We start from the raw sequence: 14,568 nt of genomic DNA, 5'->3' as shown, positions 1-14,568 counted from the left end.
GCGCCAGCGCAATGTGATCACGCTATACTCCGCGCCTTTTTGCCCCTGCCGGAATCCGCCCATGCGCCAGGTTTTGCTCATTGTCGATGTCCAGTCCACCTTCAGTCCGCCCGAGTGGCTGGTCGATGGCCTGCGCCGGTTATCGGCGAACATACCCACCATTGCCTCGGTCGAACTGCACGACGAACAGGTCACCCCGTTCGAGCGCCAACTCGGCTGGCATCCGGCGGCCGACGACGAAAGCCTGGTCGAGGCCGACCAGGTATTCGTCAAGCATGGTTACGGGCAGTGCGCCGAGGCTCTCGCGTACATCCGCGAGTTGGGCGTGGAGCGCGTGCTGGTGTGTGGGCTGCAGACCGAAACCTGTGTGCTGGCGGCCGGTTTCGCCCTGTTCGACGCGGGGTTGATGCCCACCCTGGTCACCGACATGACCGTCGGCTCATCGCTGGACCGGTCGGGCAAGCTGGGCATCGAGCTGTGGAAGCATCACTTCCGCCAGGTCACTACTTCCGCCGAGGTGCTTGCAGGTCTGGCCGCACGCGGCCAGTAGAAAACCGTCGCTGGCCTGCGCTCCTGTAATCGCGCCAACCAAGCAGGCGTATGGGCTTCAGGCCACATCCACCAGCACGATCTCGCTGTCCTCGATGGCGGTCACCCGCAGCACCTCCTCCTGCTCGATCGCCACGCCATCGCGCGCCCTGGTCCGCAGCCCGTTGACCTCCACCAGCCCCTTGGCCGGCACCAGGTAGCCCCGGCGTGCGGCATCGAAGCGGTACTCGGCGGTTTCACCCGCACGCAGGGTGGCGGCCACCAGGCGGGCATCGGTACGGATCTGCAGGCTGTCCTCGTCACCCGCGCGGCCGCTGGCCAGGGTCACGAAGCCTTCGCCGCGTTCACCTTTGGGGAACGGCCGGGTGCCCCACTGCGGGGCTTCACCGGTGCGTTCCGGTACGATCCAGATCTGGAAGATGCGCGTATCGACGTCTTCCAGGTTGTACTCGCTGTGCACGATGCCGGTACCGGCGCTCATCACCTGCACGTCACCGGCTTCGGTGCGGCCCTTGTTACCCAGGCTGTCCTGGTGGCTGATCGCGCCTTCACGCACGTAAGTGATGATTTCCATGTCGCGGTGCGGGTGCGGTGGGAAGCCGCTGCCGGCAGCGATCAGGTCGTCGTTCCAGACCCGCAGGTTGCCCCAGTGCATGCGCGCCGGGTCATAGTACTCGGCAAACGAGAAGTGGTGGTGGGCATCGAGCCAGCCGTGATTGGCGTGGCCGAGGCTTTCGAAGGGTCGGAGTTGCAGCATGGTCGTTGCTCCTTGAATCAGTGGAATGGGGCCATGATGCGTCAACTAAAGATCGAAAATAAGCGTAAATATCGGCTCAAAATGATCGATTAAATAGATGTTTAAAGTGACGTAGCTTGCCCGCTTCATCGCCTAATTCACTGATCTGCAAGCATTCGCTGGCGATTTTCGGTCGTTGCGGCGAACATGCCCGCTGATTTTGGTTTTCACCGGAGTGACCGTGGCCCACGAGCAAACCCAGGCCCCAGCCGACCTTACCCCACCTGCCCAGTTACCCTGGTTTCGCCGCCTGGCGGCGCGCCTGCTGGGCCGCGGCCTGACCCGCCTGGGGGCGCAGCACCGCGAGTCATGGTTCCTCGGCCATGTCAGCGGCCAGCGCAGCGGCCATGCCGAGGGCATGCGTGAGGGCTTCGAGCGCGGCCGGGTGGAGGGCTATGAGGCCGGGCGCCAGGTGCTGGTGATTCGCGATACTCGCCCCGAGGTTGCCGCCGTCCCCGGTCAGGACGAGAATTTGTTCGATGACTGGCGCCTGCCGTTGACTGCCGAGCTGAAAAAACGCTTCAAGGCCGATGTCGCCCAGCGTTTGCCCGCTGCGGCCCAGCCCAGTGCCGCGCAGTGGAAGCTGATTTTCAGCGACACGCCGTCCACCTGTGTGGTTGCCGGGGCCGGGGCGGGCAAGTCGACCTCGCTGGTCCTGCGCATCCTGCTGTTGCGCCATTACCTGGGCTACGAGCTGGATGCGATGACCGTGGTCACCTTCACCCGCGAGTCGCGCAAGGACTTCATCAAGCGCCTGATGCAGGTCTTCGCCCTGTGGCAGGTCGACTTGCAGGCAGCGCAGGCGCGCGAGCTGGTGCGCACCTTCCATTCGCGCATCCTGCCACTGGTACGCAGCCTGCCGGGCTTTGCCCAGGTGCGTGCGTTCGAAACGCTGGGCAACGAGATGCCCGCCGGGCGAGAAGCCGATGCCGAGAGCAACCCGTTCGACCTGCGCCTGAACGACGCCCAGCGCCAGCAACTGAACCAGTGCTACAGCAATTTACTGGGTAGCAGCCCGCGTTTCGCCGAGCTGGTCGGCCTGCTGCGCAGCGAAGCCCTGCAACTGAAGCCGCTGGACCCCAACAACCCCGAAGTGCAGAAGCGCGCGCAGGTGACCCAACTGGCCGCCCAGCGTGACGAAGAACTGTGTGACGTGATCGAGGACCTGTGGTTCGCCGCCGGCGCCTGGCCGATCAAGGGCATCGAACCCTGCCGCGAGACGGTCGCGATCCGTGGCAGTCAGTTCCATGTGCATGGCCGTCTGGCTGGCCACGGGCCGCTGGTGGTGCTGGGTTTCGACCCGGCAGAAAGCGCCCAGTACCAGCGCCCCGGCGCCAAGCTGGCGGTGCGCGCCGAGTGGGCGGTCAAACGTACCCTGTTGCAGGCTTTCTGCGACCGGCCGCTGATCTGGCTCGACAACTATGCCATGGCCCGGCGCCTGGCCGCTTCGCTGGCCGGTGATGCGGTGGCCGGCCCCGGCTTCGAATACAAGGTCAAGGGCGAGCTGGCGCCGGCGCCGCTGCTGGATGCCTTCGTCGGCGCCGCCAACTTCATCGAGAACCTCGGCCTGGAGGTCAACCCTGCCGTGGCGGCGATGAGCTTTCCGCCCGGTGACAGCGACGCGTTGTTCTTCGAGGCCCTGGCCCTGTACTGGAAGGCCCTGGAGGCGCACCTGCTGGACCAGTCGCCACCGGTCATGAGCTACAACCGCATGTTCGCCCTGTTCGGTGAGAACAACCCGGAAAACCTGAAGCTGCTGCCCGACCCCTTGCTACGCCCACTGGCGCACCTGATGATCGACGAGTTCCAGGACGTATCGCCGCAGATCGTCAGCTGGCTGCGCGCCAGCCTCGCCGAGATTCGCCGGCGCGGGCCGGCCATGTACAACGGGCGCAATGCCCGGCATTCATCGCTGTTGTGCGTGGGTGACGACTGGCAGTCGATCTATGGTTGGCGGGGCAGTTCGCCCAAGTACTTCATGGAGTTCACCAAGGCCTTCCCGTCGCCGGCCAACACGCGGGTGATGCTGGTCGACAATTACCGTTGCCAGCAGCAGGTGATCGATGCGGCCGAGCACCTGGTCAAGGGCACCCCGGCGATTGCCGGCAAGAGGGCCAGGGCCAGTGGCCCGGCGGCGGAACTGCCGGGCTCGCCGGTCAAGGTGTTCGACCGTGACGAGGCCGCTTTGGGGGAAACGTTGATCGAGCACTACCAGCGTGGCGAGACGGTCATGATGCTGTACCGCAAGGGCAGCGACCGGGCGCTGATGAACGAGCACCTGCACAGCGTGCTGCAGGCCGAGGCGGCGTTGCCGGCCGAGCAGCGCCGGCTGCGCCAGTTGACCTACCACAGTGCCAAGGGCTTGCAGGCCGACGCGGTGTTCATGCTGGGCGACTGCCAGTACCTGACCAGCTCACCGTACAAGAACCAGGTGTATCGCCAGGCCGGGCTGGGCAAGCCTGGCGATGCGCAACCGTTCGACACGGCGCAGAAGGAGGAAGTGCAGCGCCTGGCCTACGTGGCGGTGACCCGTGCGGTACAGCACTGTTACTGGCATGTCGAAGCTGCCAACGGTGAAGCCGCGACGGCCCCGCGCGCCTCGAGCCAGGTGGAAGGCCGGCAGGCCTTCTTCGAAGACCTGCGCGGGCAGTGAGGGTCAGCTCCTCGGGTTAGGGTCTTGCTGGGCAGTCAGCCGCAGGTACAGGGCGTCTTCCTCTGCCTGGCGGCTGGCGCCCAGGCGCGAAAGCGCGTCGTTGTACCGCTGGCTGTCGAGCTCGAGACGGGGCAGTGCGCCTGTGGCGTCTGGCACAGCGTCGGGCAGCACTTCGTTCAACACTTCGCGTACCGGCGCGTCCAGGGTTGTTACCGCCTCGTTCTCCGGGTCAAGGCAATATTCCAGGTACTCGATACCCCGGTACCAGCGTTCATCCAGTGCTGCGAAGCGCTGGCCGTAACGCCGCCTGAGGAAACGCCGCCAGCTTGGTTGGGCGGCAATCCAGGCCTGACGTGTGGCGGGTTGCTGGTCAAGGGCGTCGACCGCCGCTTCGACGTTGTCGACGACGCGGTCGGAGATGCGAGCACTGTCGCGATAGAGCATGTCCTGGCTGGGTTCAGGAAAGTCGAGTGGCTCCGCGAGCGACTGGCGCAATGCCAGTCGGATTTCGATATCGTCGAGCCCGCCTTCGCGTAGCTCGTCGAGGGTGATGTCATCCAACGGATCGGCGTCGGGCAGCCGGGGCAGGGCCGCTCCGCTCTGCGCGATCTCCTGGTCCCGGGCCAGCAAGGCGCTTTGCCGCGCCAGACGTGTAGCGTGGATGCGTGCGGCCAGTTGGTTGACCTGCTCGCGACGGAACAGGCGTCGGTAGTACTGGAACAGATAGGGGCCTTTGACCATTGCCTGGCTACTTTCGCGATAGGCCAGTTGCTCGACCAGCAATGTGCTGAAGCCATCGGCTCCGGCATCGCCGCAGGTGGCAGGGAAGTCTCCGGCTACTTCGTTCAGATGTTCGCGCAGTGCCTCGTCCTGGCTGGCCGCTTCCAGCAGTTGCCACACTTCCCGCGCCAGCGAGTACTGGTTGTTCTGCGCTTGCGCCGAGCGCCCGACGCGCTCCACCACTTCGAGCAGGTCGCGGTTGGCGCCGCCTTCGAACAGGCTGTCCCACAATTGCTGCTGTGCCTGGTTGCCGCTGGCCCGCCAGTCCAGTGCCTCGGTTTCGGGCAGGAAGTGGTCATTTTCCACAATACCCACACCGGCTGCACGTAACCGGCCAGCCGCCTCGGGTTGCAGGTTGTTGAAATGGAACTCCCAGCGCTGGTTATGCCGGGTCAGCAGATTGCTCGCATAAGGGGTCTGCAATATCAGCTCGACATCGGGCAGTTGCTGGATTTCGTTATTGCTGAATTCCAGGTTGCGCAGTGCGTAGTCGGGCCTGCTCATCAGTGCAGTCAGGTCGTCCGGCCAGGCGCCGAGGGCGCAGCTGTTGAGAGTCAGGTTTCGCAAACGTAGCAAGGTGCTCAGCCGTGGCGGAATGTTGAGCGGGTTGAGGGACAGGTTCAAGTCTCGCAGATGGCGTAATTCGCCGAAGCGTTCTGCCAGCGCCGGGGTAAGCGTGATCTGGTTCCCGCTCAGGTCCAGTTCCTCCAGGGGCAGCGCTGCGAGCATTTGCAGGTCGGTGTCGGTGAGCGACAAATGGCTGTGTCTGAACCTCAGCGCACGCAGGCGGCGCATCCGGGTCAGTGCGCTTCTGGCAGTAACGTCCAGATGGAGCAATGGGCTATCGACCACTTCCAGGGTCTGTAGCTGGGGTGTATTGCGTAAAGCGTTGAACAGCGTGTCGGATTGCAGGTCGGGATTACCAACAAGACGAAGTCGTTCCAAGCGTGGGAAGGACTCGAAGAATCCCGCAGGTAGGGTGTGCAGGCCCAGGCTGTGGATCTCCAGCGTCTGGATGTGGTCGAAACGTGCCGGCAGCTCGGGCAGGCTGGCCAGTGTCATATGCCGCAAGATCAAGGCATTGCCGTCATCCTGCCTGGCAGCGCGGCGCAGCGCGCGGCCGAATGCACGGCGGTTGTGCCAGGCTTCGCCCTCGGCCTCATCGCGCCAGGAGCGCAGGCTCTGGTCCAGCGCTGCCCGTTCGCGCTGAATATGGCTCAATTGCTCCGCGATGTCTCCGCGCTGGCGCAACTGGTCGAGCAGCGCACGACGTTGCCGCGTGGAAAGCGCGGGGTAAAGCTCTTGCAGCCTGCGTTCTTCAATGGAAGTGCCCCCCAGCCTGATCCAGTCGCGCCAGCTGCCACGGCCGCTCAAGGGATAGCCAAGGCGTCCGTCGGCAAGACGCAAAGGTGAGCGATAGCCGGGCCGGATCGGCTGCTGGCCAAGCAGTCGCGCGGCCCGCTGCCGATCGGCAAGCGCCATTTCCATGAGCTCGGCAGCGCTGGCCCCGGGTTGTTCGGCCAGCAAGGCCGCCGCCAGCCGTTGGCTGTCGGCATTGGCCAGGGTCGGGCGATAGAGGCCGAGCAGAGCGCGGTTCAGGCGCAGATGGGCCTGGTGCACCCGGGCTTCTTCAGCGATGCGCAGGGGGACGCGGTTGCCGAGCATGCGTGTTCTCTCTAGCGTACTCGCCTGCGCGACGATTGCATTGAGTACCCGGTTGGGAAGGCTGCCGAACTGTTGTTGCAACGCTTGGGCACCACTATCCAGGGGCTGCAGCCTGCTGCGCTGAAGCGCATCGAACAGTGCATCGCGGCGCGCCGTCAGATGATCTGCCAGCAAAGCGTCCAATTTCCGGGCGCGTGATGCGCTGTGGGTGTTGGGCACCAGTGTGTCTGCTGCCGGTTCTGGCAATTGGTCCAATACGGCCTGGCTCAGCTTGCCGAGTTCCAGGTCGTTACGGGTCACCTCGATCACCACCGGTGAGGGCAACGTGGTGTCGCCATAGATAACGGCATGGCCCCATGGCTCTGGCCCGTCGAACACCTTCACTACATGATCGGCCGGCCAGCCGGGCAGTTCGAGCAAGCCAGATAGTGCATATTGCTTGTAGGACGCCACCGAGAGGCCATGGCGGACCCGGGTGATCAGCTCAGTGGCTTCCTCATCGATGGCCAGGCGCTCGAGCGCATCGGTCAGCAGCGTCGGCGCTTGTGCTTCGCTGACATGCGTCTGACGCAACACCTGCTCATCGGTGCCGGTGCAGCGTAGCGCTGTCGCCAGGTCGATATCGCTGAGGTTGTCCGTTATCGGGCCGATGCGCCTGAGCAACTGGCGTTGCTGCCAGTCCAGCGGGTGCTCTGCCGTGGCGCGCCAGGCGCCGTCGCCCACATGGCGGATGGCAGGGCGGAACGCCTCGGGGTTGTCAGGGTGAGTGATGCGCCACTGTCCTGAAGGATCCATGGCCTGTTCATACAACTCACCATCGAGCCGGATGAAATGTCGTTGCTGATGAATGTACTGCCCTTGCTCGTTGGCCAGTACCGTATCGGGCAGTACTTCGCGACTGGCATAGCGGTCGATGCCGGGTTGCCACAGGCGTTCGCCGCCAGCATGTTCGATACTCACCAGCGAGTCGACGAAGCGCGAATGCTTGAGCAGGTTGGCGCCCGCGCCGATTGCGCCAATCATTGCCAGGTTGAGCAGCACCGATTCCAGTTGCGCGGCGGCTTCTGCCTTGTTATCAGCCTCCCAGGCCTCGATACCGTGGAATACGCTGTTCATCAGCTGCGCGCCGCCTACGGCCAGCATGAGAGTATTGAGGCCAGGCACGAACAGGGCCGCCACGTTGGCCAGGTCCAGCCCAATCGACAGCCAATGCTCCAGTAGCTCCAGCCTGGCGTTTGCGTCCACCTTGGCGGTGGGTACGGCCAAGGTGGCGGCGTCGGCCTTGAGCCTGGCGACATGGGTCCGATACCAGTAAGGCCACAGGTCGGCAGGCAGTTCGGTAGCCTGATACAACACGCGCGGCGAAGGCTTGGGCAGGATGGCCGGGGTGTTTGGCGCGACCACGCTATCGAACAGGTCCTGTCGCAAGCGTTTGGCCAGTGCTGGTTGCTGGGATTGCGGGGCATAACGGATAACGTGCTGCAGCCGCCGCTCGTCCTGCAGGCGAGCCGTCAGGCTCCGTGCGGCGACGCTGGCCGACGGATACTCCACCAGCGGGAAGTCATGCGCACCCGGAATGTAGACGATACGGGGCGTCACTTTGCCGGGAACGTCCTGCCCGATCACCATGACTTCGTGCAAGGGCGTCTGGTACAGGCTCAGCCGCCAGCATTTCAACTGTAGCGGAACCTTGCCCCCACACACCCGCTGCAGCGCTTTCAAGCCTGCCGGGCTGAGTTTTCCGCGCAGCACGGCGATCCATGCCTGTACCAGCAGCTCGTCGCGGCTGGCCTGGATGGATTGCCGCGCGAGAGTCGCCTGCGCTGGGCTGTCATAGATCGAGGCCAGGTGGGCCTGGTACTGTTTGCCCAGGTCCAGGCTGCGGCATGCTTCGATAAAGCTGGGCGCAGTCCAGCCGACGAGCCGCGTCGGGTTGCTCCGGCTGGCTTGCAGCAGGCTATATGGGCCGGCTTCATGGCTGTCGGTGAAATTGTGCAGGGCAGCTTCCAGTAATGTGACCTTGCGCGGCGAGCCATCGGGGTCGTATTCGAAGCGATCCGCCTCCGCGGTGGTGCCCAACCCGGCTTCAGGCTCACCATGCACCGATGGTCTGCGCTTGAATGGCTGGAAGAAATAGACCGCCTCATCCACCGGCTCGGCAATGCCCAGGTGCGCCTGTAGCAGTGGCTTGCAAAACTCGCTGATACCCTTCAGCGGTTTGAGCGACTCGAACAGGGCATTGCGGCTGCGGTCACGTTGCTCGATAGCGCCTTGCAGTGCCTGGCGTTGTTCATCGGTTGCCGTTGCATACCAGTCGAAGGGCTGGCCGTTGCCCTGTAGGTAGTCCAGGCGTTGGCTGCCAAGCAGGGCGCTGACGTGATGGTTGGCAAGCTGGCGTGGCCAATGCGGCAAGGTCCGCTGGAGCTGACGCAGGTGGTACGGCGTCGTGGAGGTCATGATGGGTTGCTCCTCAAGGGGGAAGGCGCCATTGCATGACAGGCAGGTCGCCAAAGAGTGGTAGATAACTACTCGACGAGTGTCGGTATCGCCTATGCCAGGGTCGGGCAGGTATCAATGGCGGGCAGGGCATCGGGCCAAGGTAGGGCGTCGCCGTCTTGCCAGGCCTTAGACAGGAAGCTAACCATGCGCTCATCATCGACACCCAGGGACCATTTGCTGGACCACAACGGCATTGAAATAGCAGTCCGCTGCTGGGGCCCGGAGGACGGTATACCGGTGCTGGCCCTGCATGGCTGGCTGGACAATGCCGCCTCGTTCGAGCGCCTGGCGCCGATGCTCGATGGTTGCTTCGTGGTGGCCCCCGACCTGGTCGGTCACGGCCGCTCCGATCATCGCCGCCACGACAGTGCCTATTACCTGTGGGAGCACGCCGAGGACATGCTGGCGGTGGCCGAAAGCCTGGGCCTGGGGCAGTTTCATGTGCTGGCCCATGGCATGGGCACCGGTGTGGCATCGCTGCTCGCGGCCATGACCAGCGGTATCGCCAGCATGACCTTCCTCGACGGCATGGGCGCACCGTTCACGGTGGCCGAGGATGACCGCGTCGAACATCTGGCCCGGTCCTACCGGCTCAAGCGCATGGTCCAGCGTAGCCAGCTGCAGGGCTTCGCCGAGCCCGACGTGTGCCGCTTCGAAGACCTGGACACTGCGCTGGAGCAACGTCGCGAACGCCTGGACACCGAACTGTCGGAAGCGGCGGCACGGCTGCTGGCGCTGCGCGACCTGCTGCAGTTGGGCGATGGTTATTGCTGGCGCCACGACCCGCGCCTGGTGCTGCCCGAACCCATGCCGCTGACCGAGCGCGAAGCCTGCGAGCTGCTCAGTCAGATCCGCTGCCCGCTTTACCTGCTGTTCGGCCGTCAGGGGGCATTCACCGGCGAAGCCTTTACCCGGCGCCAGGCAGCCTTGCCTGGCCACGCCAAGGTGTCGTGGCACCCAGGCGGGCACCACTTCCACCTGGATTCGCCGGACCGGGCGTTGGTCGACCAGCTGCTGCGGATCCTGGCCCGCCATGAAGGCGGCGTGCTGCAACGCCTGGTGAACGAATAGCGGGAGGTGCGCCGCTGGGCTATCGTGCTGACGTCCACTACAGGAAGCCGACTGCCACAAGGAGCCCCGGCATGCGCCCGTTCGCCATCAAGCACATCGACCACCTCGTTCTACGGGTCAGCGACCTGCCGCGTAGCATTGCGTTCTATACCGAGCTGCTCGGCTGCACCATCAGTCGCGTGCGCGAAGACCTGGGCATGGTCCATCTGGCCACCGGCACGGCCATGATCGACCTGGTCACCCTCGATGGCCCGCTGGGCCAGCCTGGCGGTGCGGCACCGGGGCCCGAGGGGCGCAACCTGCACCATTTCTGCCTGCGCATCGAGCCGTTCGACGAGGCGGCGCTGAGGGCGTACCTGCAGGCTGCAGGGGTGCCAGTGGCGCCTGCGGAAAGGCGCTACGGCGCTGAAGGCGAAGGGCCGTCGCTGTACTGCTACGACCCGGATGGCAACCAGGTCGAGTTGAAAGGGCCAGTGTCGTAGCGGCGGCCGATAGTGGATATCCCGCCAAAGCCTATTATGCTTCAGATACCTTGCTGCGATCCGAGGCGGCCCGCCTCGTCGTGCTTCGCATATCCAAAGCAAGCCCCCAGGGCCTGGGTGCGACGGTACAACAGCGGTTGAGGTGCTCCCGGCCTGCATGACGACAAGACGGAGGCACCCCATGGCGGTTCTCGACAGCACAACCACGGGCAGTAGTGGGCCCCAACGCGGTATCACCCGGGAGGAGCGCAAGGTCATCTTCGCCTCGTCCCTGGGGACAGTGTTCGAATGGTACGACTTCTACCTGTACGGCTCACTGGCGGCGATCATCGCCAAGCATTTCTTCGCCGGGGTCAATGAAACCACCTCGTTCATCTTCGCTCTGCTGGCCTTCGCCGCCGGCTTTGCCGTACGGCCGTTCGGCGCCATCGTGTTCGGCCGCCTGGGCGACATGATCGGGCGCAAGTACACCTTTCTCATCACCATCGTGATCATGGGCCTGTCGACGGCCGTGGTCGGCCTGCTACCCAGCTACGCCACCATCGGCGTGGCGGCACCGATCATCCTGATCACCCTGCGCCTGCTGCAGGGGTTGGCCCTGGGTGGCGAATACGGCGGCGCGGCCACTTATGTAGCCGAGCATGCGCCAAAGGGGCGTCGCGGCTTTTTCACCGCCTGGATCCAGACCACTGCCACTCTCGGGCTGTTCCTGTCGCTGCTGGTGATCATGGCCTGTCGCACGGCCATGGGTACCGAGGTGTTCGAGGCCTGGGGCTGGCGTGTGCCGTTCCTGCTGTCGATCCTGCTGCTGGCGATTTCGGTGTACATCCGCCTGCAGCTCAACGAGTCGCCGGTGTTCCTGAAGATGAAGGCCGAGGGCAAGGCGTCCAAGGCCCCGCTGACCGAGTCGTTCGCCCGCTGGGACAACCTCAAGGTGGTGATCATGGCACTGCTGGGCGGCACTGCCGGGCAGGCCGTGGTGTGGTATACCGGGCAGTTCTACGCACTGTTCTTCCTGCTGCAGATGCTCAAGATCGAGCCACAGACCGCCAACTTGCTGATTGCCGGCTCGCTGCTGATCGGCACGCCGTTCTTCATCTTTTTCGGCAGCCTGTCCGACCGCATTGGGCGCAAGAAGATCATCATGGCCGGCTGCATCATCGCGGCGCTGACCTACTTCCCGATCTTCAAGGCGCTGACCCAGTACGGCAACCCGGACGTGTTCGTCGCCCAGGAGCAGAACCCGGTGGTGGTGGTAGCCGACCCAGACCAGTGCGCGTTCCAGTTCGACCCGGTGGGCAAGGCCAAATTCACCAGTTCGTGCGATATCGCCAAGAGCTTGCTGGCCAAACGGGCCATCCCTTATACCAACGAAGCGGCCGAGCCAGGCAGCGTGGCGCAGATCCGCATTGGTGAACGGGTCCTGCCCAGCTTCGACGGCAGCAGCCTGGCAGCGGCGGACTTCAAGACGCAGAGCGAGGCCTTCACCGCCACCCTCAGCGGCGCATTGAAAGAGGCAGGCTACCCGGAGAAGGCCGACCCGGCGAAGATCCATTACCCGATGGTGCTGTTGCTGCTGACGCTGCTGGTGATCTACGTGACCATGGTCTACGGGCCGATCGCCGCCTGGCTGGTAGAGCTGTTCCCGGCGCGTATCCGCTATACCTCGATGTCACTGCCTTATCATATCGGCAACGGCTGGTTCGGCGGCTTCCTGCCGACCGTGGCGTTTGCCATGGTGGCGGCGACCGGTGATATCTATTACGGCTTGTGGTACCCGATCGTGATTGCGGTGATGACGGCGGTGCTGGGCATCTTCTTCCTGCCGGAGACCAAGGACCGGGAAATTCATCACGCATGAGAGAGGGGCGCTTGTGTTGGCCCATTCGCGTGTTCACCTGCGAACGGGCCAGCACCGGCAGCCGATGCGCTTGCAGAACCTCGAAGGCAACAGCATTGCCCTCACGACCCAGGCCGACGGCCTTGCGGCTGCCGCCAGTGCCTGGCTAGCCGCTAGTGCTTCTGGGCGATCTGGATCAGGTTGCCGCAGGTGTCATCGAACACCGCCACGGTGACCGGCCCCTGGGCGGTGGGTGGCTGGGTGAACAGCACGCCTGCGGCGCACAGCCGGGTGTATTCGGCCTGGATGTCGCGCACGCCGAACGAGGTGGCCGGGATACCGTCCTGCTTCAGCGCGGCCTTGTAGGCCCTGGCAGCCGGATGCGCGTCGGGTTCCAGCAGCAGTTCGACGCCGTTGGGGTCGTTGGGGGAGGTGAGGGTCAGCCAGCGATGCCGGCCCATGGGGATGTCATGCTTGGGCTCGAAACCGAGTACGTAGTGGTAGAAAGCCAAGGCCTTGGCCTGGTCGTCGACAAGAATGCTGGTGACCACGATCTTCATAGACACACACCGTATGCTTGGGGCCGATGAATACCAGTAAAGACGGTTGGGGGTATTTGACCAGTGGCACCCTTACGAAAAACCTGTTCAAGCCATCGCTAAATCCTTCATCATCCGGCCCCCGCGTGACAGCTGCCGAGGGTAAAGTGGCAAGCATGATTCCAGCGCCCGGAGCGGCGCCAGCGAGGTGCCCGTGGCTGCCTATACCCTGCGACAACTCAAATACTTCGTCACCACCGTGGAGGCCGGCAGCGTTGCCGAGGCTTCGCGCCAGCTGTACATCGCCCAGCCGTCCATCTCCACGGCGATCAAGAGCCTGGAGGAAAGCTTTGGTGTGCAGCTGTTCATCCGCCACCACGCCCAGGGCGTGTCGCTGACACCCAGCGGCAAGCGCTTCTATGCCAAGACCAAGTCGCTGTTGCAGATGGCCCACGAGTTCGAACAGAACGCCCTGGCCGATAACGACACCGTGGCTGGGCAGATCGACATCGGCTGTTTCGAAACCGTCGCCCCGCTGTACCTGCCACGCCTGATCGCCGGCTTTCGCCAACGCTACCCCGGGGTGGATATCCGGCTGCGTGACGGCGAACAGCAAGACCTGATCCAGGGCCTGACCGCCGGCACCTTCGACCTGGCGTTTCTCTACGACCATGACCTGGACGGCACCATCGAGGCCGAGCCGCTGATGCCGCCGCAGAAGCCCTACGTGCTGCTGCCCGAGCAGCACCGCTTCGCCGGCCAGGCCCAGGTGTCGCTGCGCGACCTGTGCCCTGAGCCGATGATCCTGCTGGACGTGGCACCGAGTCGCACCTACTTCGTCAGCCTGTTCAATGAAATGGGCCTGACGCCCAACATCATCTTCAGCTCGCCATCAATCGAGATGGTGCGTGGCATGGTTGGCCAGGGTTTCGGCTTTTCGTTGCTGGTGACGCGCCCGCATTCGCCGTACAGCTATGACGGCCAGCGCCTGGCGATGGTGGATATTGCCGAGCCGGTAGCGTTATCCGGGTTGGCCGCGGCATGGTTGAAACGGGTGCAACTGACCAAGCCGGCCCAGTTGTTTGTCGAGTTCTGCCGCGAAGAGCTCGCGAAGTTCTGAAACGGGCACGCCATGCCGCCCACGGCCCTGGCATGGCGTGCCTGCTGCTCAGGGGTTGACCTGATAGCCGCGCCCCTGCAAGCAGCCGCTGTAGGCACTGGCACGGGCCTGGGCCTTTGCCTGGTCCTGGCCGCGGCGGTCCTGGCGCCGCTCCTGACGCTGGCGCATGCCACCGACTGCCGCCCCGGCGGCGGCCACTTCTCCGGCACGATTCTGCCGGTACTCCTGCTTGGCATCCTCGCCGACCCGGTCGTACAACGCGTCGTGCTGGTTACCACGCACCTGCGCACCTGCCGCTCCGGCAACCGCGCCGGCGGCGGCACCGCGCACACGGCCACCGACATGCGGGGCGGTGGCCGTCGCGGCGCTGTGCTCAGCATTGGTCGCGACGGTGTTGCAATCATTGATATCCAGCTGCATCTGCTGGCTGCCCTGGCCCTTGAGCGGCACCACCGACTGCGCCAGGGCGGCCGGTGCCGCGCACAGCAGCACCAACAGGTAACCCCACGTCAATCTACGCATGCTACACCTCCAGCGGGCGGGATCCCGACTTTCAGAATAGTTCGCCTTCTGC

The 14,568-nt window shown here is 64.4% G+C and carries 10 protein-coding genes; 6 read left to right on the top strand and 4 right to left on the bottom strand.

Translation table 11 applies throughout. The features are described 5' to 3' along the window. Positions 1–61: 61 nt before the first annotated feature. A complete protein-coding gene (locus B4L76_RS13445; RefSeq protein ID WP_296233121.1) occupies positions 62–550 on the top strand; it encodes an isochorismatase family cysteine hydrolase in 489 nt (162 codons plus the stop codon). Between the two features lie 57 nt (positions 551–607). Here B4L76_RS13445 and B4L76_RS13440 read toward each other — a convergent pair whose 3' ends face one another. Continuing rightward, entirely contained in the window at positions 608–1,306 is a 699-nt protein-coding gene (locus tag B4L76_RS13440; RefSeq protein ID WP_296233120.1) for a pirin family protein, read from the bottom strand. 220 nt (positions 1,307–1,526) lie between these two features. Here B4L76_RS13440 and B4L76_RS13435 point away from each other — a divergent pair, with 220 nt between their 5' ends. Beyond that, on the top strand, positions 1,527–3,998 hold the full coding sequence (locus B4L76_RS13435; protein WP_296233119.1) for a UvrD-helicase domain-containing protein: 2,472 nt from the start codon (positions 1,527–1,529) through the stop codon (positions 3,996–3,998). A gap of 3 nt (positions 3,999–4,001) precedes the next feature. On the opposite strand, the gene B4L76_RS13430 is transcribed toward B4L76_RS13435, so the two are convergent. Beyond that, the gene (locus tag B4L76_RS13430; RefSeq protein ID WP_296233117.1) at positions 4,002–8,900 is read right to left on the bottom strand and encodes an NEL-type E3 ubiquitin ligase domain-containing protein; all 4,899 of its coding nucleotides are present in this window, start codon (positions 8,898–8,900) and stop codon (positions 4,002–4,004) included. Positions 8,901–9,086: 186 nt separating this feature from the next. Between B4L76_RS13430 and B4L76_RS13425 the strand changes: the two genes are divergently transcribed. The 3 genes from B4L76_RS13425 (at position 9,087) to B4L76_RS13415 (ending at position 12,356) form a co-directional block, all read left to right on the top strand. After that, complete coding sequence (locus B4L76_RS13425) at positions 9,087–10,013, top strand: alpha/beta fold hydrolase (protein WP_296233115.1); 927 nt, start codon at positions 9,087–9,089, stop codon at positions 10,011–10,013. A 71-nt stretch (positions 10,014–10,084) separates the two neighbouring features. After that, the gene (locus B4L76_RS13420; RefSeq protein WP_296233112.1) at positions 10,085–10,495 is read left to right on the top strand and encodes a VOC family protein; all 411 of its coding nucleotides are present in this window, start codon (positions 10,085–10,087) and stop codon (positions 10,493–10,495) included. A gap of 181 nt (positions 10,496–10,676) precedes the next feature. Beyond that, complete coding sequence (locus B4L76_RS13415) at positions 10,677–12,356, top strand: MFS transporter (protein WP_296233110.1); 1,680 nt, start codon at positions 10,677–10,679, stop codon at positions 12,354–12,356. Between the two features lie 152 nt (positions 12,357–12,508). Here B4L76_RS13415 and B4L76_RS13410 read toward each other — a convergent pair whose 3' ends face one another. Then, a complete protein-coding gene (locus B4L76_RS13410; protein ID WP_296233108.1) occupies positions 12,509–12,895 on the bottom strand; it encodes a VOC family protein in 387 nt (128 codons plus the stop codon). A gap of 193 nt (positions 12,896–13,088) precedes the next feature. Here B4L76_RS13410 and B4L76_RS13405 point away from each other — a divergent pair, with 193 nt between their 5' ends. After that, complete coding sequence (locus B4L76_RS13405) at positions 13,089–13,994, top strand: LysR family transcriptional regulator (protein ID WP_296233105.1); 906 nt, start codon at positions 13,089–13,091, stop codon at positions 13,992–13,994. Between the two features lie 48 nt (positions 13,995–14,042). On the opposite strand, the gene B4L76_RS13400 is transcribed toward B4L76_RS13405, so the two are convergent. After that, positions 14,043–14,516, bottom strand: coding sequence for a YMGG-like glycine zipper-containing protein (locus tag B4L76_RS13400; protein ID WP_296233104.1), 474 nt, complete (start codon positions 14,514–14,516; stop codon positions 14,043–14,045). Positions 14,517–14,568: the final 52 nt, after the last annotated feature.

Origin of the sequence: Pseudomonas sp. UBA4617 (assembly GCF_002386445.1) — a bacterium.
Lineage (GTDB): Bacteria > Pseudomonadota > Gammaproteobacteria > Pseudomonadales > Pseudomonadaceae > Aquipseudomonas.
Note: the sequence above shows the minus strand (reverse complement) of the source record. Positions and strands in the feature narration are given on the sequence as shown.